This is a genomic window from Actomonas spartinae, from assembly GCF_051209155.1.
Lineage (GTDB): Bacteria > Verrucomicrobiota > Verrucomicrobiia > Opitutales > Opitutaceae > Actomonas.
In genome coordinates this window covers 419,629-444,146 of record NZ_JBPJGB010000003.1, presented here as the reverse complement: position 1 = coordinate 444,146, position 24,518 = coordinate 419,629, and the positions used below count along the sequence as shown (strand labels likewise).

At 63.4% G+C, this 24,518-nt stretch carries 20 protein-coding genes; 16 read left to right on the top strand and 4 right to left on the bottom strand.

Features of this window, described 5'->3' with window-relative positions; translation table 11 throughout:
- Positions 1 to 77 precede the first annotated feature (77 nt).
- The 3 genes from trpD to AC0MRV_RS16775 are packed head-to-tail and all read left to right on the top strand — an operon-like array spanning position 78 to position 3,074.
- Positions 78 to 1,124, top strand: a complete 1,047-nt coding sequence (trpD, locus tag AC0MRV_RS16785; protein ID WP_472765655.1) for an anthranilate phosphoribosyltransferase — start codon at positions 78 to 80, stop codon at positions 1,122 to 1,124.
- Positions 1,121 to 2,449 (top strand): phosphoglucosamine mutase, encoded by a 1,329-nt coding sequence (gene glmM, locus AC0MRV_RS16780; protein ID WP_472765654.1) that lies wholly within the window; start codon positions 1,121 to 1,123, stop codon positions 2,447 to 2,449. The genes trpD and glmM overlap by 4 nt, the downstream gene beginning before the upstream one ends.
- A 13-nt stretch (positions 2,450 to 2,462) precedes the next feature.
- Positions 2,463 to 3,074 carry a hypothetical protein gene (locus AC0MRV_RS16775; RefSeq protein WP_472765653.1) on the top strand — a complete coding sequence of 204 codons (612 nt, stop codon included), beginning with the start codon at positions 2,463 to 2,465 and terminating at the stop codon, positions 3,072 to 3,074.
- Here the strand turns inward: AC0MRV_RS16775 and AC0MRV_RS16770 are convergent.
- Positions 3,071 to 3,934 carry an EamA family transporter gene (locus AC0MRV_RS16770; protein WP_472765652.1) on the bottom strand — a complete coding sequence of 288 codons (864 nt, stop codon included), beginning with the start codon at positions 3,932 to 3,934 and terminating at the stop codon, positions 3,071 to 3,073. The two genes, AC0MRV_RS16775 and AC0MRV_RS16770, sit on opposite strands and share 4 nt — an antisense overlap.
- A gap of 13 nt (positions 3,935 to 3,947) precedes the next feature.
- Complete coding sequence (locus AC0MRV_RS16765; RefSeq protein WP_472765651.1) at positions 3,948 to 5,642, bottom strand: ABC transporter permease; 1,695 nt, start codon at positions 5,640 to 5,642, stop codon at positions 3,948 to 3,950.
- A gap of 142 nt (positions 5,643 to 5,784) precedes the next feature.
- On the opposite strand from AC0MRV_RS16765, the gene AC0MRV_RS16760 reads away from it, so the two are divergent.
- Genes AC0MRV_RS16760 through AC0MRV_RS16745 form a run of 4 tightly spaced genes read left to right on the top strand, consistent with a single transcriptional unit; the run spans position 5,785 to position 9,873 of the window.
- A complete protein-coding gene (locus AC0MRV_RS16760) occupies positions 5,785 to 6,693 on the top strand; it encodes a metal ABC transporter solute-binding protein, Zn/Mn family (protein WP_472765650.1) in 909 nt (302 codons plus the stop codon).
- Complete coding sequence (locus AC0MRV_RS16755) at positions 6,690 to 7,475, top strand: metal ABC transporter ATP-binding protein (protein ID WP_472765649.1); 786 nt, start codon at positions 6,690 to 6,692, stop codon at positions 7,473 to 7,475. Before AC0MRV_RS16760 ends, AC0MRV_RS16755 begins: the two co-directional genes overlap by 4 nt.
- Entirely contained in the window at positions 7,472 to 8,917 is a 1,446-nt protein-coding gene (locus AC0MRV_RS16750) for a metal ABC transporter permease (protein ID WP_472765648.1), read from the top strand. Before AC0MRV_RS16755 ends, AC0MRV_RS16750 begins: the two co-directional genes overlap by 4 nt.
- Complete coding sequence (locus AC0MRV_RS16745; RefSeq protein ID WP_472765647.1) at positions 8,914 to 9,873, top strand: metal ABC transporter permease; 960 nt, start codon at positions 8,914 to 8,916, stop codon at positions 9,871 to 9,873. The genes AC0MRV_RS16750 and AC0MRV_RS16745 overlap by 4 nt, the downstream gene beginning before the upstream one ends.
- On the opposite strand, the gene AC0MRV_RS16740 is transcribed toward AC0MRV_RS16745, so the two are convergent.
- Entirely contained in the window at positions 9,863 to 11,293 is a 1,431-nt protein-coding gene (locus AC0MRV_RS16740) for an adenosine deaminase family protein (RefSeq protein WP_472765646.1), read from the bottom strand. The two genes, AC0MRV_RS16745 and AC0MRV_RS16740, sit on opposite strands and share 11 nt — an antisense overlap.
- A gap of 77 nt (positions 11,294 to 11,370) precedes the next feature.
- Here AC0MRV_RS16740 and AC0MRV_RS16735 point away from each other — a divergent pair, with 77 nt between their 5' ends.
- The 6 genes from AC0MRV_RS16735 (at position 11,371) to AC0MRV_RS16710 (ending at position 18,691) form a co-directional block, all read left to right on the top strand.
- Positions 11,371 to 13,182, top strand: coding sequence for an adenine deaminase (locus AC0MRV_RS16735; protein WP_472765645.1), 1,812 nt, complete (start codon positions 11,371 to 11,373; stop codon positions 13,180 to 13,182).
- Positions 13,183 to 13,320: 138 nt separating this feature from the next.
- Positions 13,321 to 15,672 carry a TonB-dependent receptor gene (locus AC0MRV_RS16730; protein WP_472765644.1) on the top strand — a complete coding sequence of 784 codons (2,352 nt, stop codon included), beginning with the start codon at positions 13,321 to 13,323 and terminating at the stop codon, positions 15,670 to 15,672.
- Positions 15,673 to 15,905: 233 nt separating this feature from the next.
- Positions 15,906 to 16,031: a type B 50S ribosomal protein L36 gene (gene ykgO, locus AC0MRV_RS16725; protein ID WP_221029017.1), complete on the top strand. Its 126-nt coding sequence runs from the start codon at positions 15,906 to 15,908 to the stop codon at positions 16,029 to 16,031.
- A 31-nt stretch (positions 16,032 to 16,062) separates the two neighbouring features.
- Positions 16,063 to 16,320, top strand: coding sequence for a type B 50S ribosomal protein L31 (locus AC0MRV_RS16720; protein ID WP_472765643.1), 258 nt, complete (start codon positions 16,063 to 16,065; stop codon positions 16,318 to 16,320).
- A gap of 91 nt (positions 16,321 to 16,411) precedes the next feature.
- A complete protein-coding gene (locus AC0MRV_RS16715; RefSeq protein ID WP_472765642.1) occupies positions 16,412 to 17,068 on the top strand; it encodes an HAD-IB family phosphatase in 657 nt (218 codons plus the stop codon).
- Between the two features lie 51 nt (positions 17,069 to 17,119).
- Positions 17,120 to 18,691 carry a putative Na+/H+ antiporter gene (locus AC0MRV_RS16710; protein WP_472765641.1) on the top strand — a complete coding sequence of 524 codons (1,572 nt, stop codon included), beginning with the start codon at positions 17,120 to 17,122 and terminating at the stop codon, positions 18,689 to 18,691.
- A 118-nt stretch (positions 18,692 to 18,809) separates the two neighbouring features.
- Here the strand turns inward: AC0MRV_RS16710 and AC0MRV_RS16705 are convergent, their stop codons facing one another.
- Positions 18,810 to 20,084 carry a Glu/Leu/Phe/Val family dehydrogenase gene (locus AC0MRV_RS16705; RefSeq protein WP_472765640.1) on the bottom strand — a complete coding sequence of 425 codons (1,275 nt, stop codon included), beginning with the start codon at positions 20,082 to 20,084 and terminating at the stop codon, positions 18,810 to 18,812.
- A gap of 110 nt (positions 20,085 to 20,194) precedes the next feature.
- On the opposite strand from AC0MRV_RS16705, the gene AC0MRV_RS16700 reads away from it, so the two are divergent.
- The 3 genes from AC0MRV_RS16700 (at position 20,195) to uvrB (ending at position 24,469) form a co-directional block, all read left to right on the top strand.
- Positions 20,195 to 21,610, top strand: coding sequence for a hypothetical protein (locus AC0MRV_RS16700; RefSeq protein WP_472765639.1), 1,416 nt, complete (start codon positions 20,195 to 20,197; stop codon positions 21,608 to 21,610).
- A gap of 40 nt (positions 21,611 to 21,650) precedes the next feature.
- Positions 21,651 to 22,325, top strand: a complete 675-nt coding sequence (locus AC0MRV_RS16695; protein WP_472765638.1) for an HAD family hydrolase — start codon at positions 21,651 to 21,653, stop codon at positions 22,323 to 22,325.
- Between the two features lie 86 nt (positions 22,326 to 22,411).
- Entirely contained in the window at positions 22,412 to 24,469 is a 2,058-nt protein-coding gene (gene uvrB, locus AC0MRV_RS16690) for an excinuclease ABC subunit UvrB (RefSeq protein ID WP_472765637.1), read from the top strand.
- The last annotated feature ends 49 nt before the right edge of the window (positions 24,470 to 24,518 follow it).

Sequence of the window (24,518 nt, the reverse complement as noted above, 5' to 3'; positions counted from 1 at the left end):
TTGTGGGTTCCACAAGCTGAGCGCGCTGTCCAGATTAGGCTTTGCGCGCGGGGGTTTTCCGCTTGGGTTTGGGCCCCATGTCTGACCTCGCCCCGTTGACCCAGCAGCTGCGCGCCGCGCAGGACCTTTCGGACGAACAAATGTTGGCCGCGGCCGATGCGCTGGCCGCCGAGGCGGTCGCCGCCGAAGCCAAGGCGGAGTTTCTCGTCGCGTTGTCCGACAAAGGCGAGACGGCCGCGGAGATCGCGGCCCTGGCGCGGGCTTTTCGGACGAAGGCGGTCGATCCGGGCGTGCAGGAGTTTGCCGCCGAGGCCGTGGATATCGTGGGCACGGGTGGTGATCACTCCGGCGGATTCAATATTTCCAGCATGGTGGTGCTGACGCTGGCTGCGGTGGGCGTGAAGGTGATGAAGCACGGCAACCGCGGCATCACCTCCGCCTGCGGCAGCGCCGACCTGCTCGCGGCACTCGGCGTGCAACTCGATGCTTCGGCCGAAAAGCAGCACGCGGCGCTGGCGGACTTGGGTTACTGTTTCTTTTTCGCGCCGGCCTACCATCCGGCCTTCAAGCACATCGTGCCGGTGCGCAAAGCGCTGGCGGCGCAGGGGCGGCGCACGGTGTTCAACATTCTCGGTCCCACGATCAATCCGGGCCGTCCGGCCCACATCATCCTCGGTGTTTTCGCCCAACCGTGGGTGGAACGCATGGCCGACGTGCTCGATCGCCTGGACGCGACGGCCGGGTTGGTCGCCCATGGCGTGATCGACGAAGGCAAGGGCATCGACGAAGTCACCACGGCCACGCGCAACATCGTGCGGGGCGTGGGTCGATTGCGCGATGTGGCGACCGAATGGACAGCGGCCGACTTTGGCCTGGAGCCTTGCGACTTCAGCGAATTGCAGGGCGGCGACGTGGCGCACAATGTGGCGTTGGTCGAAGCGATGCTCGATGGGCGGGGGCCGGCGGGGCTGGTCGACACGATCACGCTGAACGCCGGCTTGGCGCTGTGGGCGACGGGACGGGTGGACAACCCCCGCGAGGGTCTGGCCATCGCCCGCGACAGCCTGCTCGGCGGCGGCGTGCGGGCCAAGATTGCGGCGACCAAGGAGTTTTTCGCCGGATGAAACGACGTTACTTCGGCACCGATGGCGTGCGTGGACCGGTCGAAGGTCCACTGGTGAATTCGGCGTTTTTTGCGCGTCTTGCAGCCGCCGCGGGAAGATGGGCGGGTGGTTCCGGTCGGGTGCTCATCGGTCGCGACACGCGGGCGTCGGGCGCAGCGCTCCAAGCCGCCGCGGCCCGCGGGTTGACGGCGGCGGGATTGACCCCGATCAACCTCGGCGTGCTGCCGACCCCGGCGGTCTCGCGGGCGGTTGCGGCGAGTGACGCGGTGTTGGGAGTGATGATCACGGCTTCGCACAATCCGGCGGCGGACAACGGTATCAAGTTTTTCAGCCGCGAGGGTATCAAGCTCACGGATACGGATGAACTCGCGATCGAGGCGGCGCTGCCCGAGGTGGTGCCGGAAGCGAGTGCGGAGGGGGTCTGCGATGCCTCGGCGAAGGATGCCTATGTCGCCGCCCTGGCGCAGCAGTTGCCAGCGGGGGCGCTGTCGGGCTGGCGCATCGCGCTCGATACGGCGAACGGCGCCACGGTGGAAACGAGTTCGGCGGTGCTGCGCCAACTGGGCGCGGAGGTGATCGCATTGGGCGATTCGCCCGACGGGCTGAACATCAACGCCGGGCTCGGCAGCGAACATCCGCAGGCCTTGGTCAGCGCTGTTCGCGAGCATCACGCGCGTCTGGGCATCGCCCACGACGGGGATGGCGACCGCGTGGTGATGTGCGACGAGCAGGGCGAGGTTTTGGACGGCGACGAGTTGCTCACGATTCTCGCCACCGATGCGTTGGCACACGGAGAATTGCGGAACGAGCTGCTGGTGGTGACGGTGCAAAGCAACCTGGGTGTTGATGCGGCGGTGAAAGCGGCCGGCGGGCGCGTGCTGCGGACCGACGTCGGCGATCGTTACGTGAGTGAACGCATGCGCGCCGAAAACGCGGGGCTGGGTGGGGAGTCCAGCGGTCATGTGATTTGCGACGAAATTGGGCCGACCGGTGACGGGCTCGGCGCCGCGTTGCGGGTGCTGCGCGTCATGCATCGGACGGGCAGGCCGCTCAGCGAATTGCGGCGGGGGCTGCGCAAGTTCCCGCAGCAGGCGGGTGCGTTGCGGGTGGCGGAAAAGCGGCCCCTCGACCAGTGTGCGACCATCACCGCAACGATGCGCCAACTGGAGTCCGAGCTCGGTGAGTCGGGTCGGCTGTTGGTGCGCTACTCGGGCACGGAGCCCAAACTGCGGTTGCTCGTCGAAGGGCCCGACGAGGCAACGGTGGCGGCGGCGTATGGCCGACTTGAGGCCTCCGCCGGACAGGACCTGACGTTGGTTGACTGAAACCTTTGCCGCGATGAAAGAAGTCCCGCTGGCCGCACTCGATGAACGGTTGCGCAGCCTGGGGCTGAAAGCGCGGCAGGCGTTGGCGCAAGGCGACACGGCCTACGCGGCGGAGGTGTTGCGGGACGTATTGGCGGCAGCGCCGGGTTGCGCCGAGCTGCGGTCAACTTGGTGGGAGGCTCACCGCACGCAAGGGCGAGGTTGGGGGAGCCGTTTGAAGGGGTTGCTGTCACGGTCGGGAACCAAGACCGGGGCGGCAGGCGATGGGATTGACCGTTTTCGAGAAGCTGCGGCCGAGGTGGAGAAGAATCCGCGGTCCTGCGCGGCTTTGGTGGCGATGGCGGATGTGGCGACGTCACTGGGATGGTCGGCCACGGTTTGTTTTGCCCGCGGTGCGGCGGCGGCGTTGGCGCCGCGCAACAAGCTGCTCGCCTTGAGTTGGATCGGCGCGCTGCAGGAGGCCGGAGAGTTTGAGGCGGCAGAGCAGGCGTTGGACGATCTGCGCGCGAAGTATTCACATGACGGAGACGTGGCGGCGGCGCGGCGTGCGCTGGGTGTGGCCCGGACGATGCAGGAAGGGCGGTGGAACACGTCGGGTTCCTTCCGCGACAAGTTGCGCGACTAGGTGGATCGCGTCGCGCCGGCGGACCGCGTTTCGGTCAGATAAAGCGCGACGCCCATCAGGGCAAAGCTCACGGCGAGGTGGGGCAGGCTGGCCTCTTCGCGAAAGACGAGCAGCGCCACGGCAACGGCGAGGGGGATCTTGAGGTTGTTGAAGACCGCGAGGCTGCCGGCACTTACTTTGGTTGCGCCGAGATTCCAGAGGAAGAATCCGACGCCCGAGGCCAGCACTCCGAGATACGCGAGAGCCGCCCATTGCGGGCCGCTGGGACGGAAGGCGGACCAATCGGTGATGAAGGCCGAGGCGCCGCCGGCGGCGATCACCGCGCCGACATAGAGCCAGGCGAAGATGCTGGCATCGCTGGTGCGCTGCCATTGTTTGCGGTAGCGCTGGTAGGCGATCTGACCGATCGCAAAACAGAGGTTCGAGCTCTGCATCAGGAGGACGCCCAGCAGGCCGTTCGCACTCAAGCCGCCCTGCCACTTCAGCACGCCGGCCCCGACGAGGGCGACGGCGGCGGCGAGCAGCGCGCGGCGGTTCAGGCTGCCGGCGAGGGCTCCGTCGAAGAGGACGACGTAGATCGGTGTGAAGATCGTCAGCATTACGACCTCGTAGGCCTGCAGGTAGCGAAACGCCGCGATGTAGAGCGCATACATGAGGCCGAATTGCACGGCGCCGATGGCCATGAAGGTGAGCACGGCGGGACGCGGCACGGCCTTGGGCTTGAGGAAGGGCAGGAAGGCGAGCAACGCGAGGACCAGGCGGACGGTGGCAACGCCGGTGGAATCCAAGTCCGCAAAGCTGGTCTTGATTAATCCGAAGGAGAAGGCCCAGAGCAGGGAGACGGCGATCAGGTAAACCATCGTCGCGGCGTGATCAGACGCGGAAGATGGCGCCGAGCTTCTTGCCGAGCAAGAGGCTCATGCCGACGATGGTGACGCCAAGGAAGGCCATGGCCCAGACGCCGAGGGCACTGGCGATGAACTTGCCGTCGCCGAGCAGCTGGAAGAGTTCCAGGATGGCCTTGGTGATCGGGTAGAAGGCCTGCTTTTGGGCGAGTATCAACGAATCGGATACCTCGAGCATGGCGAAGGCAAAGGCCAGCAGTCCACCGGCGATGAGGTTGGCGGCGATGAGCGGCAGGGTGACCTTGGCGGTGGCCTTGAGCGGCGGACAGCCAAGGTTTTGCGCGGCCTCTTCGAGGGTTTCGCTGGTTTGTTGGAAACCGGCCGTGGCGGAACGCACGACGTAGGGCAGGCGCCGGACCGAATAGGCGATGATCAGCAGGAAGGTCGGGTTTTCGATCGGATTGAGGAAGTCGAAGAAACGACCCTCCTGGCTCATGGCGAGGTAACCGAAGGCGAGCACGAGGCCGGGCACGGCGAGCGGCAGCATGGAGAGGAAGTCGAGAATCTGGCGGCCGCGAATCTTGGAGCGCACCACCACATAGGCGATGGCGATACCGAGCACGACGTCGACGATGGTCGAGATGCTGGCAAACTTCAGTGAATTGGCGATGGCTGGCACGGTGAGGCCGTGCCCGAGGGCGATTTCGTAGTTCTGCAGCGTGAACGAGTTCGGCAGCACCGAACCATACCAGTCGGAGGCGAACGAGACCAAGACGACGCCGATGTGCGGGGTGACGGCCGCCAGGGTCACTGCGACAAACAGGCCGGTGCAGAGCCAACCTTTGGTGCCGCCGAGTTTGCGGGGGCCGCCCGTGCTGGTGGCCTTGGCCATCATGGCGTGGGCCTTGCGCCCGAAGAGACCCTTGCCGAGGGCGTAGAGGGCGACCGTGCAGGTGAGCATCACGGCGACGAGGGTGTAGGGGAAGGGGTTGCCGCCGATTTCCTTGAGGCCGTAGAAAATCTGCACCGAGGTCACGCGCGGGTAATCGAAGATGAGCGGAACGCCGAGTTCGGTGAAGGCCCAGATAAACACAATGGTGCCGCCAGCGAAGAGGCCCGGACGAATCAAGGGCAGGGTAATCTTAAAGAAGCGCCGCAGTCCCCGACAGCCGAGGTTCTCGGCGGCTTCTTCCATGGCCGGATCGATGTTGGCGAGGGCGGCGACTGCGTTGAGGTAGACGATCGGGTAGAGCGAGAGGGCCTGCACGCAGGCGATGCCCCAAAAGCGGTTGGCGGCGAACCAGTCAAAGGCCCAGCCGTCCGGCCGCAGGCCAAGGCCGATGATCGCGGCGTTGAGTGCGCCGTATTGCCCGAAGATTTGTTTGATGCCGATGGCGCCGACGAAAGGCGGCAGGATCATCGGGATGAGCACGACGGAGCTGAGGGCAGCCTTGAGCGGGAAGTTGAAACGGTCCGACAGGAAGGCCAGCGGGATGGCGATGAGGAACGCGATGCTGGTCGTCGCGCAGGCCAACAGGAAGGAGTTGGCGAGGCCCATCAGGTAGACGGGGTCTTGGAGCAGCGCGGTGAGGTAGGAAAGGGTGATGTGGCCGTCGGCATCAACGAAGCCGCCCTTCAGGATTTGAAAGATCGGCCACACAAAGAAAGCCGCAAAAAAGGCGGCGGTGACGGCGAAGACGATACGGGCAAACCCCTGCGACATGGGGGCGGAGTTTGTTTGGCGCGGTTTCGGCTGAGCAAGCCGTAAGCTGGGAACGAGTAAAATTAGGCAAGGCTAATAATATTACTTGACGATATATGTGCGATGGATTCGGTGCGAGGTGATGAATAACCTTCGCCCCTCTTTGAAAGCGGTCCGCGGTTGCCTCGCTGCTGCGCTGTGCCTTTGCGTGGGTTGGTCGACTTTGCGCGGCGAAACGTTGCGGGTGGTGGCCACCACTGGGATGGTCGGCGATCTGGCTGCGCGGGTGGGTGGTGACCGGGTGCAGGTCGAATCGCTGATGGGCCCGGGCGTGGATCCGCACCTCTACAAGGCCACCGCGGCAGATGTGCGCAAGTTGCAGCGCGCCGATGTGGTGTTTTACAACGGGCTCTTTCTCGAGGGAAAAATGACCGACGTCTTCGAGCGAATGGCGCGGGCGGGGCGCCAAGTGCATGCGATCACGGAGTCGTTGCCGGAGTCCATTTTGCTGCATCCGGAGGATAGCTCCGGGCATCCGGATCCGCATCTCTGGTTCGACATCCAGCTTTGGTCACGTTGCATCGACGTCGTGGTCGCGGGACTTTCGGCGGCGGCGCCTGACCATGCGCCCACCTTTGCTGCCAACGGGGAACAGGCGCGACGGGACTTGGCGGAGCTGCACGCCTGGGCCTCGGCCAAAGCGGCGGAGCTGCCGGTGGAGCGGCGGATTCTCGTGACCAGTCACGACGCCTACAGTTACTTTGGGCGGGCTTACGGTTTTCAAGTGGTGGGGCTGCAGGGCATCTCGACGGTCAGCGAAGCGGCGCTGGCGGATGTGGCGGCATTGGTCGACTTCATCAGGGAACGAAAGATCAAGGCGGTGTTCGTCGAGTCGAGTGTGCCGCCGGCCACGATCGAGCGTATCGCGGCCGACGCCGGCGTCGTGATCGGCGGTGAACTCTTTTCTGATGCGATGGGCACACCCGGACAGATTGAAAATGGCTACGACTTGGGGTCTTATGAAGGCATGGTGAAGCATAACCTCACGACGATTGTAGAGGCGCTGAAATGAGCGACTTGTCGCATTCCGCGGTGCCGCTGGAGATCCACGATCTTACGGTGGCCTACCACAAAAAGCCCGTGCTGTGGGGCGTGGATCTGGAGGTGCCGCCGGGCCAGTTGATCGGGGTCATCGGTCCGAATGGCGCCGGCAAATCCACTCTGATCAAGGCCTGCATGGGGCTGTTGCCCTTGCAGAGTGGTTGGGTGAAAGCCTTTGGCCGTCCGCTCAAGGAGGTGCCGACGCGTGTGGGTTACGTGCCGCAGCGCGAATCGGTGGATTGGGATTTTCCGGTCAACGTCATGGATGTGGTGCTGATGGGGCGTTACGGTCGTCTCGGGTTGCTGCGCCGGCCCTCGGCGGCGGACCGGGAGGTGGCGCGCGACTGCCTCGATCGGGTGAAAATGTTACCCTACGCGAATCGCCAGATCTCCAACCTTTCCGGCGGTCAGCAGCAACGGGTGTTCCTGGCCCGGGCCTTGGCGCAGCAGGCGGACCTTTATTTTATGGACGAGCCCTTCGCGGGGGTCGACGCGGCCACCGAGGCCGCGATCGTCAATGTGCTGCGCGATCTGCGCGATCAGGGCAAAACCCTCATTGTGGTGCATCACGACCTGCCGACGGCGAAACAGTATTTCGACTCGCTGCTCCTGTTGAACATGAACGTGGTGGCCTTTGGTCCCACCGCCGAAGTGTTCACGGCCGAAAAGCTGCAGAAGACCTACGGTGGCCGGCTGACGATCTTGTCGGAAGTCGCGACGGTGCTCGGGGCCGGGGAACATCGCCATCCATGAGCAGGCGCGGGATCAGGCATGCCGGTCGGTGGCTTGTGTTGCTCGGTCTGCTGGCCAGTCCGGTGTGGGCGGCGAGCGTGCAATCGGTGGCGGAAACCACGTGGTCCGAGCAACTGGTCCGTTTTTTCAGTCTGCGGGATCCCTCCCTCCGTTACGCGCTCGCGGGATCGGTGTTGCTCGGATTGAGCTGCGGCCTGCTGGGGAGTTTCATCGTGGTGCGCCGGATGGCTTTGGTGGGCGATGCCCTGTCGCATGCGGTGCTGCCCGGCGTCGCGCTGGGATTCCTGTGGAACATGACCAAGGATCCGTGGGCGATCTTCGTCGGTGCGGTCATCGCGGGACTGGCGGGCACGGCGCTGGTGACTGCCATAACGCGCACCACGCGGCTGAAGGAAGACACGGCGCTGGGCCTGGTGTTGGCGTCGTTCTTCGCGGCGGGGATTTGTTTGGTGACGATGATTCAACGGCTGCCGACGGGCAACAAAAGTGGCTTGGACAAGTTTTTGTTCGGGCAGGCGGCGGCCTTGGGGGGAGACGATGTGGCCTTGATGGCGGTGGTCACGGTGGCGGCGGTGGGACTGGTCACCCTGTTTTACAAGGAACTGCTTACGACGAGTTTTGACGGCGGCTTTGCCCGGTCCTGCGGGATGCCGGCGCAGTGGATCCACCACGGGCTCATGTTGGTCCTGGCAGCGGCCACGGTGATCGCGTTGCAGGCGGTGGGGGTGGTGCTGGTTTCGGCCATGCTGATCACGCCGGCGGCCACGGCCTACCTGCTCACGGATCGGCTCCACCGGATGTTGCTGCTGGCGGCAGGCTTTGGCGTTCTGGCCGGGTTGACGGGAGCGTTCTTTTCCTTTGTGGGGCGGGGGTTGCCGACCGGGCCCTTGATGGTGATCGGTGCCTCGACGGTGTTCACCGCGGCGTATTTTTTTGGCCCCAAACATGGGGTGATCGCCCGCTGGTGGCGGCACCGTCAGAGTGCGGCGCGCACTGAACGGGAAAATACCCTGAAGGCCTTGTATCACGTGTGGGAGGACGGCGGATTTCGGGATGTGGGCGTGACGTTCCGCGAGTTGGCGGAGCGCCGGCGTGAAACCCTGGACGAAGTGATGGAGCGGGCGCGTCGCCTGCATCGGCACGGCTTGGCGTCGATCGATCGCGACGTCGTCTATTTCACACCGGAAGGCCGGCAACGGGCGGCAGAGATTGTGCGCAATCACCGACTCTGGGAGCTGTATCTCACCAACTCCGCGAACATCGCGCCCGATCATGTGCACGATGACGCGGAGAAGATCGAACACGTGTTGGGGGAAGAGGTGGTGCGCAGTCTGGAACGGCGGCTCAACTACGCGACGGTCGATCCGCACGGGCGGTCCATTCCCGGGCCGCGGGACATCCACGGCCCCGAGGAAAACCGACGGGAGGGAACGTCTCCATGAATCTGCTACCAACGTTCGATTTTTATCAGGTGTTCGTGGCTCCCTGGACCGTGGACCTGGCGTTGTATGGCTGGATCGGCCTGATGGGCTTTCTGGTGACCGCGGGCTGCGGTTTGGTGGGGAACTATCTCATCCTCCGGCGCATGGCGCTGATGGGCGACGCGGTGAGTCACAGTGTGCTGCCCGGGTTGGTGATCGCGTTCCTGTGGTCGGGCAGCCGCGGCACGGCGCCGATGTTCGCCGGGGCGCTGGCGGCCGGGGTGGCCACAACCCTGATCATCGAGGCGATCCACCGCCGCACGCGGGTCAAACAGGATGCCGCGATCGGCATCGCGTTTTCGACCCTCTTTGCGGTGGGGGTGTTGTTGACCGCGCTTTACAGCAATCAGGTGGATTTGGACGCCGAGTGCGTGCTCTACGGCGAGATCGCCTTCGTGCCGTTGGAGCCGATGGTGGAGTGGGGCGGAATCGTGCTGGGGCCGGTTTCGGTCGTGCGGATGGGCGGCGTGTTTCTGGGGGTGGTGTTGTTGGTGATCGCCTTTTACAAGGAACTGTTGGTGGCCTCGTTTGATGATGGATTGGCGCGCGCGATCGGGGTGAATCCGGCGTGGGTTCATCACGGGTTGATGGCGGTCCTCTCGGTCGTGGTGGTGAGTGCGTTCGAGGCTGTGGGCGCGATTTTGGTCATTGCCATGCTCATCCTCCCGGGGGCGACCGCGTCGTTGCTCACGCGGCGGCTCGCCCTGATGCATGGGATCGCGATCGGGCACGCGTTACTCAGTGCGTGGTTGGGCGTGGGCCTCGGCGTGTGGTTGGAATGCTCCATCGGTGCGGCCATGGTGGTCGCGGGTGCGACGATTTTCGCCGCGGTGTGGGGCGGCACGGCGATCGCCAAGCGATGGCGCCGCGTTGAAGCGGCCCCGACGGCGGTCACGGATCAGGCCGTCAGCGGGTGATCTCGGCGAAAGGGAAACCCCAGTTGCGCGCGCCGTAGCTGTAGGTCACGGGCTGCACCTCGGCGAGTGCGGTGAGCGCGTCCGCTACGCTGCCGGCGCCAAAGCGTTGCTCAAAGGCGGCAATGCGCGTGTCGTAGTCGGCGAGGAGACGCGCCTTGGTCGGCTCTTCGACGAAGGCATGTTGGAGCGAGTTGCGGCCCAGCGAAACCAGTTCGGGCCAGGACAAATTGAAGTGCGTGACGGCGGTGTAATATTCGTCGGTCAGGTTACTGTCCCACATGCCACGGTCGTCAGTGTTGAGGCAGACCGGGACGCCCGTGCGCAGCAGTTCCGGGAAGGGATGGCGGTCGAGGTCGGGCACGTATTCGAGCAGGCGATTGGAGATGAGGTTGATCTCAATGAGCGTGCGGTCGCTGTGCTGCAGCAGCAGCAGGGTGTCGGGGTCGCCGAGGATGTTGAGGCCGTGACCGATGCGGGAGGCGCCAAGCAGCAAAGTTTCGCGAATGTTGCGGTCGGGGCTGTCCATTTCGCCGGCGTGAATCGACAGCGGGAGCGTGGGGTATTTCGCGCGGAGGCGGCGGTAGGTTTCGAGGAAACGCAGCGGGTAGCCTTTGCCGTTTTCCTCGATGCCCGCCATGTTGATCGCCACCCAGAGATCGCGGTGGGCGTCGACCCAGGCGTAGGTCTGCTCGAGGTCGTCCAAAGCGTCCGGTGAGAAGCGCAGGATCATCTCCTGGAAGCGCACCACGAGGCCGGTTGAAGCGACGTCGGGTCGGGCGAGGGTGGCGTGCAGCATCGCGAGGGCTTCCTCGTCGGAGACGGGCGAGAGGTCGTTGTGCTCGAGTCCGCCGATGCCGAACTGGAGTTCGAGGTAGCGGAGCCCTTCGGCGGCGAAGGCCTTGATGTTTTCGGCCAGCAGTTCGAAGCGCACGTGGGGATTGCGGTTGATGTCTCCCAGGCGCGGCCAGTGGTCGTCGAAGAACACGTCGCGACCTTCGCCGGGGGCGTCGAGGCGGAAACCGTTAAGCCAAGCCAGGCGTTCGGCCTCGGTCATGGCGGTGAGGGCCACGTATTCGCGTTGCACCGTCGCCGGTAGACGATCGTAGGTGGCCTGGCGCACTACGTGGTGGCGCGCGGTCGCGGCGATGGCGTCGGGCGCGGCCGCAAAGCGTTCGCGAGCGTAGAAGGTGTCGCCGCCGTTGCGGGTGGGATCGGTGAGGACGGCCCACATCCATTCCGGGCGATTGGCGCCGCCGAAGTGATTGTGCAGGTCACCGCCCTTGGGCAGGGCGTAGAGGAAGGTGTAGAGTTGCGCCGGGGAAGCAGCGGCACGAAGGGCGTCGTAGCGCGCTCCAAAGTCTTCGGTGCGGGCGAGGGTGAAGCTCAGGCAGGCGAGTAGGGTGAGGCGCAGGCGAAGCATGGTCGGATCGTGGCGGGAGCGGGATTTGGGCCAATGAAAAAGGTCGCGGCTGGCACCGGGTTTGCTGAAAAGCATTCATGCCTCTTACCCGTTTCTCCGTTCCGCCGCTGCACACCGTGACTCAACAGCTCGCCGCCGTGGCGATGGAACAGGCGGATCCGGATCTGGTGATTCGGGGCGGACGTGTTTTTTCCCCTTACACCGAACGTATTCACGAGGGCCGGGAAGTCTGGGTGAAGGCGGGGCGGATTGCCTGCGTGAAACCGGAAGGCACGGCCAAAAAACGCCGCAGCGCCGCGATCAAGTTTTTCGACGCGAAGGGAGGCATCGTTGGTCCAGGGCTGGTGGATCCGCACATCCACATCGAGAGTTCCATGATGACGGCCTGCGCTTATGCGGAGGGAGCGTTGTTGAACGGCACGACGACGATTTTTTGTGACAGCCACGAGATCGGCAACGTGTGTGATGCGGCCGGGATCGAGTGGATGCTCAAGGATGCGCGGCAAGCCCCGCTCAACATCTTCCTGACGGTGCCGAGCACCGTGCCGGCGACCTCGGCGGCCCTGGAAACGGCGGGCGGCGACCTGACCGCCGCGAAGATCGGCGCGCTGTTCGACAAGTGGCCGGAGGCGGTGGCGCTGGGGGAGAAGATGGACTTCGTGCAAGTCGCGATGGGCGACGCGCGCAGTCACGCCATTCTGGGCGAGGCGATCAAACGCGGGAAACCGATCAGCGGCCACATCTACGGGCGGGAGTTCGTGGCGGCGGGCGCGGCGAGTGGCATCAACGACACCCACGAGTCGATCGATCGGGATATCGCCGACGACTTTTTGGAAAACGGTCTCTGGATCTTCCTGCGCGGGGGCCCGCCCACGACGCCGTGGCACTCGCTGCCCGAAGCGATCAAAACCGTCACCGAACTCGGCGCGAATCCGAAGCGGGTTTGTGTGTGCACGGATGACCGCGATGCCGACGACCTGTTCCTCTTCGGCCTGGATTGGGTGGTGCGGGAAGCGAAGCGGGCTGGAATGTCGACCGAGACCGCCTTGAGCATGGGCTCCCTGCATCCGGCGACGCGTTTCCATTTGGACAATGAGATCGGTGGACTCGCCCCGGCGCGCCGCGCCGACATCGTGTTGATGAACGATGCGCTCGAGCCCCAGTGCACGTGGTATGGCGGCGAGTTGGTGGTGAAGAATCGTCGGGTGACGCCGTTGCTGGAAGAATCGCTTAGCCAACCCTATCGCTACCCGAAGGCAGCGTATCGCACGGTGAAGTTGCCCAAAGCGCCGCAACTGACGCCGGACCTGCCGACGACAAAGGTGGTCGCGAACACGATCCGCACGGAGTTGCCGGGCATCATCCTGTTCCACGACAAAGTGACCTTGGAGCCCGCCGCGAGCTGGGCGGAGCACTTTGCGAACCACGACCTCTGCTTCGTCACGGTCGTCGAGCGGCACGGAAAGTCCGGCGAGGTCGCGCATGGTCTCTTGCGCAATTTTGGGCTCAAGGACGGCGCGGTGGCCAGCAGTGTGGGCCATGATGCCCACAATATCATCATCGCCGGCACGAATGAGGCCGATATGGCTGTGGCGCTCGCCACCCTCAAGGCGAGCCGTGGCGGCGTCTGCATTGTGAAAAAGGGCAGGGTGGTCGCCGAGGTGGCTCTGCCGATCGCCGGACTGCTCTCGGATCAACGGGCCAAGGTGGTCGCGAAGGCCTCCACAAAACTCAAAAAAGCTTGGTCCTCAGCGGGATGCACATTGCCCTACATGGGTTTTAACCTGATCCCCCTATCGGTGATTCCGGAGATTCGGATCACCGACAAAGGCTTGGTGACCGTGCCTGCGATGGAGATCGTTCCGCTCTTCGAGCCGGCCGTGGGCTGAGCGACCCCTACCGGGGGCTGAGGACGCCGCCGCGGCGCAGAAGTGCTTCACCTTCTAAACTTTCAAGTATGAACGTTATTTCTGGAACGCAGGCATGACCCGTGCTTAGAAGCGTTCAAGGACTCCTACCTACTACAAATGAATCGAACCTACCTGAAACACCTGCCGCTGGCGGCCCTCCTGGCCAGCTCCGCTACCTTCCTTGGGGCCCAATCCGCCGAGGATGAGCCGATTGAGATGGACAGCTTCGAAGTCTCGGATGTGCCCATCGAAGAGAACATCCTGCCGACCTCCCGTCCCTTTGAATCGGTCTTTGGCGTGGGCGACAGCATCCTGAACACCCCGCGCAGCGTGACCATCATCTCGCGTGAGCAGCTCACCGCGATCTCGATCACCGATGTGCGCGACTTCGCCAAGCTGACCTCCAGCTCCTTCACCCGTTCGAACTTCGGCGCGCCGGCCAATCCCGACATTCGCGGCCAGTATGCCGACGTGTTTCTCAATGGCATGCGCAGCGGGTTGACCTCCAACGGCAACGGTATGCCGGTCGACTTCAATTGGGTCGAGTCGGTCAACATCGTGAAGGGTCCGGCCACCGCCGTGCAGGGCACCTCCACCTACGTGGGCGGCTTCATCGATTACATCTCGAAACGCCCCGCCTTCGACAAGGCGAAGGGCGAGGCCTGGGTGACCATCGGCACCGACAGTATTTTCAAGGGCGGTTTCGACTACGGTGAGCCGCTCTCCTCGACGCTGGCCTACCGGATTTCCTACTCCGGCGAGGACTCCGAGGGCTGGTATGATGACGAGTATCGCAAGAGCCATTCTCTCTACGCGGCGCTGACCTACCGTCCGTCTGACGATTACGAGCTCTTCCTCAACGCGCAGGCCTACTACGCAGAATACACCGAGAACTTCGGCATCAATCGCCCGACCAACAACCTGATCAACAAGGGGCTCTACCGCACGGGCATCAACCAGAACCAGGGTCCGTCCATCCCGTTTTCCGATCCGCAGAATTCGATGTATGTCACCAGCGGTTTCCCGGCCAACGTCATGCTGTGGGGCCCGGAGGTGAAGATCGATCGCAGCAAACGCCTGCTGCGCCCCGGCGACAACTCCATCGGCCGCACCTTCAAGGCGCAGGCCCTGCAGACCTTTAAGGGCAACCCGGACCTCACGATTGTGAACAACAACCTGTTCACCTACCTGCGGCGTGAAACCTACAGCTCCTACTACTACTCGGAGATTGTTGACCCGACCATCACCTTCGAGTCCCGCCTCGAGTTCATCAAGCGCTGGGGTGAGGGCAATACGGTCAATGCCGGTGTCGCCGCGCGCTACATCAGCAACAAGGCCTACAATGACTTCTATTTCGAGCCGGCCGGCGTCTGGGACATCACCCGCGATCCCAACTTCATCAACGTCCAGAATTCGGTGAACTTCCCGGGTTACGGTCAGGGCGCCTTTGGCTTTGATGGTGGTCCGGTCCCGGGCTGGCCCGGTCGCGTCGCCAGCGCGCAGCTGGAAAACGGCGACACCAATGAGTCGCATGCGTGGAGCGGCTCGCCCTTCGTGCAGAGCTTTTTCAAGATCGCCGAAAACACCACGCTGGTCGCGGGTGGTCGTCTCGACTTCCTCGACGTCACGACCGAGGATCCGTTCACCGCGGACTCCAAGCGTTCGATCAGCGTCACCTTGCCGAACGTGAACGCCAGCCTGTTGTTTGAGCCCATCGAGGGCACGACGTTCTACCTCACGGGCAACTACAGCGAAAACACCTCGGGCGCCGTCGGCAACGGTGGTGGCTTCGCCGGCCTGACCCGCGATGGCGGTGGCAACATCGTGTTGCAGAAGTCCGACTTCACCCAGCCGAGCGAGCTGCTCGAGGCCGGCGTGAAGCGTTCCCTGCTCAACAACACGCTCTTCCTCGGCGCCTCGGTCTATCACCAAACCCGGCAGAACAAACCGATCAACAGCCCGGTCGCCACCTACACCTATAATGGCGTTGAGTTCGAAGCCAACTACCAGCCGAACAAGAACTTCTTCGGCACCATCTCGATGGGCTACATCGATGCCACGGTCCCGGCCGCATCCATCGGTTTCGAGGCGCTCAATCTCTCGCCACCCGCGGCGCCGGAAGTTCAGCGCAACTCACAAACCACCGGCAAGGTCAAGGTGCAGGGCCTGCCCAGCTTCCAGCTGAACGCCCTGATGTCCTACAAGTGGGACAATGGATGGGGCATGACCCTGAACGGCACCTACCACAATGAGTTGAACAACAACTGGGCCGGCACGCTTGTGATCCCGTCGCAGTTCGAGATCGATACCAGTGTCTTCTATGGCAACGACACGTGGGAAGCTCGTCTCGCCATTCTCAACCTCACCGACGAGGAGAACTGGTCTCCGCCCAACGCCACCTACGGCAACGAGTCCATCGTCGCCGAGCCCGGCACCCGCGCGGAGCTGACCTTTAAATACCGCTTCTGAGTTCCTAGCAGTCTCTCAGCCATCGGCCGCCGGTTCCCTCCGGCGGCCTTTTTTTGCTCCGGTGAAACCAGTTGGGCGAGGGGATGGCTGGGGCGAGGCGGCCAAAACCGCCGCAAGGCCCGGCTCGCATGCTTCGATTGAATGTCCTAAATCGCTGCCAAACAGGCACTCACATTCTGCGTGAGTAAACCATTGACAGCGGGTGGGCCGACCGGTGTTTTTGCTCCTTTTCCATGAAAGTCGTCTCTTCCATCAAGTCTGCCAAGAAGCGCCATCCGGCCTGCCAAGTGGTTCGCCGCAAGGGCCGCATCTACGTGATCAACAAGGTCGAGCCTCGTTTTAAGGCCCGTCAGGGTTGATCCGTCCAGCTGCATAACAGGAGTCACCACCGTGAAAGCCGATACGCATCCCTCCCTCAACAACGTCTGCTTCGTCGACGTCGCCACTGGTAAGAAGTTTCTCACCCGCTCGGCGCTGAAGTCCTCCCGCAAGGAGACCATCGACGGCATCGAATACCACGTCGTCGTCCGCGACGTCACCAGCGACTCGCATCCCGCCTACACCGGCGAGAAGCGCCTCGTCGACACTGCTGGCCGCATCGAGAAGTTCTCGAACAAGTTCCGCCGCCAGCGTTCGGCCGCCAAATAAGGCTCGCCGCAGACGACTTTTCCGAACCCGTTCCGTTCGCGGAGCGGGTTTTTTGTTGCCCGGTCGCGACCGGCCGGGTGCCCTGCGCGCCGTGTCTTCTTCCGTCACCGGCCCCAAACTCCTTGTTCTGGATTGCGACAGCACGCTCAGCGCCATCGAAGGCGTGGACGAACTCGCCCGCGTGCGTGGCGAGACGACCTTCGCCGCCGTGGAGGCGATGACGCACGACGCGATGGACGGCCGCCTCGCGGTCGAGGCGGTCTTCGGCAAACGCTTGGAGATCATCCAACCCTCGGCGGATGACGTGGCGGCGGTCGGGCAGCGCTATATCGATACCGTCGAGCCCACGGCCGTCGAAACGCTGGGCGCGCTGCGGGAGCGTGGTTGGACTCCCATCATCCTCAGCGGTGGCTTTCGTCCGGCAATTCGCCCTTTGGCCGCCTACCTCGCGGTGGAGCGGATCGAAGCGGTGGATCTCTATTTTGATGCCGACGGCAACTACACCGGGTTTGATGAGACCTACCCCACGACCCGTTCCGGTGGAAAGCCGGAGGTGATCCGTCGGCTCAAGGCGGAGTTGCAGCCCAGCCGCGTCGTGATGGTCGGCGATGGCGTGAGTGATCTGGAGACGCAGACCGAAGTGGACCTGTTTGTCGGTTTCGGTGCCTACGTGGCTCGGAGCAAGGTGCAGGCGGAGGCGGCCGTGTTCATCCGGAAACTTTCCGAACTCGGCGAGCATCTGGGTTGAATTTTTCCTGAATCGCTTGCGCCCAACCCGGCGGGCTTTATCCGTCGGGCCATGCCTGCTCGGTTGTCCCTTCCTCGCTTCCTGCTCATTGCGCTGCTGTTGCTTGGCGGCCTCGCGTCGTCGGCTCTTGCCGCCGGGGGCGGTGGTCACGGGGGCGAGGAGGCGGTGATTGAGTTTCCCGCTCCGTTGGAGAGCTACCACGCGACCGATTCGGCCGACAGCGTCGTTGCAACCCTCAAGTCACGTATCGCGGCGGAGCCCTTCAATCTGGTCGCAACGGTCATCTTTCTTTGCGCGATCATCCACACCTTCCTGACCGCCAAGTTCCGCCATTGGGCGCACGAGGTCGAGCATGCGCACGCCAAGGAAGTCGCGGCGCGACGTGAGAAGGAAGAGACGACGGACTACGACGAAGACGGGCGTCCCGACGAGGTGAGCTTCAAGGGGCAGATCCTCCATTTTCTCGGCGAAGTTGAGGCGGTGTTTGGCATTTGGGTCCTGGTGTTGCTCGTCGCCCTCACCGTGGAGAAGGGGTGGGAGACGGTGATCAGCTACATCGATCACGGCGTGAACTACACCGAGCCGATGTTTGTGGTGGTCATCATGGCCATGGCGTCCTCCCGGCCGGTCCTGCGTTTCGCCCGCCTCTGCCTCGCGACCATCGCGTCGATCGGCAAGAAGTCCATCGCCGCATGGTGGCTTTCCATTCTCATCGTGGGTCCGGTGCTTGGTTCGTTCATCACGGAGCCGGCCGCCATGACGATCGCGGCGCTGTTGCTCGCGCGTCAGTTCTACGATCTGAAGCCGTCGCCCAAATTTGCCTACGCCACGATCGGTTTGCTGTTCGTGAACATTTCGGTGGGCGGCACTTTCACGCACTTCGCCGCGCCGCCCGTGCTGATGGTGGCGGGACCGTGGGGCTGGGACATGGCCTACATGTTCGAGCACTTCGGCTGGAAGGCCCTCATCGGCATCATCGTTTCGACCGTCACTTACTATGTGATCTTCCGCAAGGAGTTCGCCGTGATGGAGGATCGCGCGAAGCAGGAGCAGTCTCAGACCGCCAAGGTGCGCGACGGCGAGCCCGTCCCGGCTTGGATCACCTTTGTGCAACTCGCGTTCATGGCGTGGACCGTCTTTGTCGCGCACCACCCGGCAATGTTCATCGGCGGCTTCCTCTTCTTCCTCGCCTTCGCCCAAGCCACGGCGCACCACCAGGCCAAGATCGATCTCAAGCCGCCGCTGCTGGTCGGCTTCTTCCTCGCCGGTCTCGTGACCCACGGTGGTTTGCAGGGCTGGTGGATCGAGCCGGTGCTGAAGAGCCTCGGCGAGATCCCGCTCTTCACGGGTGCGACCATCCTCACGGCCTTCAATGACAACGCCGCGATCACTTACCTCGCGACCTTGGTGCCCGGTTTCACCGAGCAACTGGAATATGCGGTGGTCGCCGGTGCGGTGACTGGTGGTGGTCTCACGGTCATCGCCAATGCCCCGAACCCGGCCGGTCAGTCGATCCTGCAGCGCTATTTCCCGGAAGGCGTCTCGCCGATGGGCCTGGCGGCGGGTGCGATCTTCCCGACCTTGGTGATGTCCGCCTGCTTCCTGCTGCTGGGAACGATCTGATCGGCGCGCGGCGCGCGCCGGAAATCCCACGTTTTCAGATCCCAAGTCCCATCGCCGGCTTTCCGGCGGGGATTTGGGATTTTTGTTCTTGGGGTTTCCGTAAGGCGGCTCCGCCGGCTCAGGGAAAGAGACCGCGACCGGCTTTGGCGTCGGCGACGCGTTGGATGCCGAGGGTCTGGGCGGCGAGGCGACGGCTGAACCCGAAGGCCTTTTTTTGTTTCTCAACCGCTTCCTTGGACCGCTGCAGGATGCGGAACAACTTGGTCATGACCTCTTCGCGATCCCAGTAGTAGTTCTGCCGGTTTTGCAGCCATTCGAAGTAGGACACGATGACGCCGCCGGCATTGCAGAGCACATCGGGGATGATCTCGATGTCGCCCCGCTTTTCGATGACGCGGTCGGCCTGGTTGGTGGTCGGCCCGTTGGCGGCTTCCGCCAGTAGGCGGCATTGGAGTTTGGCGGCGTTTTGCGGCGTGACTACGCGGGGCAGGGCGGCCGGGATGAGCACGGTGCACTTCATGGTGAGCAACTCCTCGTTGGTGATCGGTTCACCCTCGTCGCAGTCTTTCAACACGCGCTGGTAATGCACGTATTGGGCGGCCTTGCGGGTGTTGATGCCCTTGGGGTTGTAGATGCCGCCGGTCCAATCGGAGATGGCGATGACTTTGGCGCCGTAGTCTTCGAGGGCGAAGGCGGCCTCGCTGCCGACATTGCCGAAACCCTGAATGGCGACGGTGGTGTCCTGCAGCGGAATGTTCAGGTCCTTGAGGTATTCCCGGACCAAATACGCGACGCCCGCGCCGGTGGCTTCGCGCCGCCCTTGGGAGCCACCGAGGGCGATCGGTTTGCCGGTCACGATGGCGGGTTCGATATGCCCGACGTGGTTGGAGTAGGTGTCCATCATCCAGCCCATCATCCTTTCGGTCGTGCCCATGTCGGGGGCCGGCACATCGACGTCGGGACCGATGAAAGGGATGAGCTCCTGCATGTAGCGGCGGGCGAGGCGCTCGAGTTCGCGTTCGGAGAGTTGGTCGGGGTTGACGATGACGCCGCCCTTGGCCCCGCCGTAGGGCAGGCCTACGAGGGAGCATTTCCAGCTCATCCACATGGAGAGCGCGGCGACTTCGCCAATGGTGACGTGTTGATGGAAGCGGATGCCGCCCTTGGAGGGGCCGGTCGAGAGGTTGTGCTGCACGCGGTAACCCTCGTAGACGGTGACACTGCCGTCGTCGCGCCGGATGGGCAACGTGACGGCGAACGCGCGTCGAGGGTATTTGGTGCGGTCACGAATCTCTTCCGGGAGATTGATGGCATCGGCGGCCTGGTCGAACTGACGGCAGGCCATTTTGAACACGTCCGACTTATAGAGGGACGAAATGATGACTTTTGACATCGGGGTTTTGAGTTTGCGCTCAGCATGGTCGGCGAAAAGGGCGACGCAACCGGGATCAGGGATACAAGCGCGATTGAAATTGGGGCTAAGAGTCGCCCACACTCCCGCTAATGTATGGTTTCCTTTACCGCCTCGGCACGTGGTTGCTGCAAAAGGTCGGCATCGCGGTGCTCATCGCGGTGCTGGGTTTGGTGGGCGTGGGCCTCTGGCTGTTTCTGAAGGATCAGGTCGATCTGGAAACCCGGCGGCTGGAATACATCGCCGAGCTGCAGGCCAAGCAGATCGAGTTCAGCGAGGCCAAAACGGAGGCTCTCAAAGCCGCCGGGGAGGTGCGGGAGGCGATCAAGGCGCAGGAAGAGCGCATTCAGCAGGCCGATAAGATCATCGCCAACCTGCGGGCCTTGCAGAGCTGGTGGGACCGCTGGTTCGGCGACGGTGAGCAACAGCAGGCGAACGAGGACCGAATCCAGAATCTGAACAACCTGCGCAGCACCGCGACCACCAAACTGGCGGAGCATACCCGCGATCTGGCCACGATCGCGGAGCAGGTTGAGACCCTCGATTTCCAGCTCGCCAGCATCAAGAAGGACCTCGAAGGCAGCGAAGCCGCGGAGTCGGCGGTGTCGCATTACGTGCGGGCGGCGTGGGACCGTTCAAAGCTCTACCTCATCGTCGCTTTGGTGGTTTTTTTCTGCGGCCCGACGATCGTGAAGCTGCTCGCGTTCTACGTGCTCGCGCCGTGGTTGTCGCGGGGCAAGGCGATCCGCTTTGAGGAGAGCGCGGTCGCGTTTCCGCATGTGCGCAAGAGCGCGGTGTCGTCCGAGGTGGGACTGTGGCCGGGCGAGGTGTTGCGGGTGAAGGAGAAGTTCCTGCAAACCAGCGACGAGGACCTGCGGCGCAAGACGCGCTTCGTGTTCGATTGGGCCATTCCGTTCACCAGCTTGGCCTGCGGCCTCATCGAATTGGTGGAGCTGCGTAACGGCAAAGCCGGCGAACGGGCCGCGCTCACCTTGTCCAACAGCGACGATCCGCACACTGAACTTTCGGTGATCGAAGTGCCGGAAGGGGCGTCCTTGGTGCTGCGACCGAGCTTCCTCGTCGGGGTGATCACCCGGGACGAGGAGAAGGTCGAGATCCGGCGGCGTTGGGCCCTCTTGCGGTGGCAGGCCTGGATCACCCTGCAGTTCCGATTCTTCGAGTTTGTCGGCCCGTGTCGCCTGATCGTGGCGGGCAGTCGCGGGGTGCGGGCGGAGGTTCTGCAACCGGATCCCTTGAAACCCACGCGCACGGCCCGCCGGACCAATCAGTTGGCGACCATCGGCTTCACCCCGACGCTCGATTACCTGCCGGTGCGCGCGGAGACGTTCTGGGGCTACTATCGTGACATGAACCCCTTGTTCGACGACCTGTTCGCCGGCACCGGGCTTTTTGTCATGCAGGAGACCCTGGGCGAGGGCGAAGGCGCCAAGCCCCGCCGTTTCTGGGCGGCGGTCTGGAACAGTGTGCTGAAGGTATTCGGCATCTGAAAGCCCGTTGGCCGTCGCCGCGCGGCGGATACATTGAATTATGGTCAATCCACCCGATCAACTGGGCATGCTGTTCGACTGGGACGGCGTCATCATCGATTCCTCCAAACAACACGAGGAAAGCTGGGAGCGTCTCGCTGCCGAGGAGGGCAAGGCCCTGCCGCCGGACCACTTCGTCAAAGGCTTCGGCAAGAAGAACGAGTTCATCATTCCGACGATCCTGGGCTGGGCCGAAGACCCCGCCGAGGTGCATCGCCTGTCGCTGCGCAAGGAAGCGCTCTACCGCGAGATTGTGGTGGAGAAGGGGCTCGAGGCCTTGCCGGGGGTGCACACCTTCCTGGATCGCCTGAAGTCCGCTGGGATTCCGACCTGTGTCGGGTCCTCCACCCATCGTCAGAACATCGATACGATTCTGGAAGTGATGGGCTTCACCGGGCTCTTCGACGACATCGTGACCGCCGAGGATGTCTCCGCCGGCAAGCCCGATCCGGAGGTCTTTCTCAAGGCTGCCGGCAAGATCAACCGGGCGCCTTCTCGGTGCGTGGTGTTTGAGGATGCCTTCGCCGGCATCGAGGCCGCGCGGGCGGGCGGCATCAAAGTCGTCGGAGTGGCCACCACCCATGATGCGCACACGCTCGCGCCGCTGGTTGATCGCGTGGTGCACCGGTTGGATGAGTTGTCGATCGCGGATTTGGTGAAGCTGGTTGGTTCCTAACCACGAATGAACACCAATAGACACGAATAGAGCTACCAGCAGTGCTTTGCTATTGGTGAAAATTCGTGTCCATTCGTGGTTCCAAAATGTCCTTGTTCCAACTTGCCGCCGATTACCAGCCGACCGGAGATCAACCGCAGGCGATTGACGCCTTGGTGCAGTCCATTGCCGCGGGGAACAAGTCGCAGACGCTGCTGGGTGTCACGGGCAGCGGGAAGACCTTCACGATGGCCAACGTCATCGCGCGCTGTGACCGGCCGACGCTGATCATCTCGCACAACAAGACCCTCGCGGCGCAGCTCTACTCGGAGTTTAAAAATTTCTTCCCCAACAACGCGGTCGAATACTTCGTCAGCTACTACGACTACTACCAGCCCGAGGCCTACATCTCCTCGACGGACACCTACATTGAGAAGGATTCCTCCATCAACGAGGAGATTGAGCGTTTGCGCATCGCGGCCACCAGCGCGCTCGTTTCCCGGCGCGACGTGATCGTGGTGGCGTCGGTCTCCTGTATCTACGGGCTCGGTTCGCCGGAGGATTTCACGACCCTGCGCGTGGAGTTGCGGCGCGGCGGGCTGATGCCCCGGCAGGAGCTGTTGGAACGGCTGGTCGACAACCTTTACGAGCGGAACGACTACGACCTGAAGCGCGGGCGCTTTCGGGTGCGGGGCGACGTCGTCGACATCATGCCGGCCTACAGTGAGCAGGGCTTGCGCGTTGAACTGTGGGGCGACGAAGTGGAATCGATCTCCGAGTTCGACCCGCTCACCGGCCACACCCTGCGTGAACTGGAGCAGTTCGACCTGTATCCTGCCAATCAATACGTCACGACCAAGGGCAAGCTCGATTCCGCCGTCGGCGCGATCAAGGCCGAGCTGGATCAGCGCGTCGCGCAGTTCGAGGCCGAGGGCAAATACCTTGAGGCCCAGCGTATTCGCATGCGCACCAACTACGATCTCGAGCTGCTGCAGGAGATGGGCTTCTGCAATGGGATTGAAAACTACTCGATGCACCTTTCCGGGCGTCGTCCCGGCGAGCGCCCGTTCTGCCTGATCGATTTCTTCCCCGACGATTTCCTGCTCTTCATCGACGAGAGCCACGCGACGGTTCCGCAGATCGGCGGCATGTTCAACGGCGACAAGGCGCGCAAGACGGTGCTCGTCGATCATGGGTTTCGACTGCCTTCGGCATTGGAGAACCGTCCCCAGGCCTTCGATGAGTTCGAGTCCATCACCGGCCAGACGCTCTACGTGTCCGCCACGCCGGCCAAATACGAGCTGGAGCGCTCGACGGTGGTGGCCGAGCAGGTGATTCGCCCGACGGGCCTGCTCGATCCGGAGATCGTGCTGCGGCCGACGAAGGGGCAGGTGGAGAACCTGATGGGCGAGATTTCGGCGGCGGTGGAGGCGGGCGAGCGGGTGTTGGTGACGACCCTCACCAAGCGGCTCTCCGAGGACCTTACAAGTTACCTGCGCGAGTCGGGCGTGCGCGTGGAATACCTGCACTCGGACATCGATGCGATCGAGCGTGTCGAGATCCTGCGTAACCTGCGTCTCGGCAACTTTGATGTGCTCATCGGCATCAATCTGCTGCGCGAAGGCCTCGATCTGCCCGAGGTCGCGTTGGTCGCGATCCTCGATGCCGACAAGGAAGGGTTCCTGCGCAGCGCGACCTCCCTCATCCAGACGGCCGGGCGCGCGGCACGGCACGAGAAGGGGCGGGTGATCTTCTACGCGGACAAACAGACCGACTCGATCAAACACACCATCGCCGTCACCTCGGCGCGGCGCGAGAAGCAGATGGCCTACAACGCCGAGCATGGCATCACGCCGCGCAGCGTGAAACGCGCCGCGCAGGCGAGTTTGCATGTATACGACGGCACCGGCCGTGGCGTGGACGAGGACCTCGCGGTCGCGGAAGGCAGTGATGAGGATGTCGCGGCCGTCATCGCTGAACTGGAGGTCGAAATGACCGAAGCCGCCGGACGGCTGGAGTTTGAAAGGGCGGCCCTGCTGCGCGACCAGATCGACGCTTTGCGCAGCGGCGACGTGAAGAAGATGGCGAAGATCGAGTCCGGCGGCGGCCGCAAGAAGGGCAAAGGCAAGGGCGGCAAATATCGCGCGGGCAAATGGGGTAAATGAGCGACGTGGCGCGTCCTTGCCAGTCGCAGCGGTGCTCCGATGATAGCCG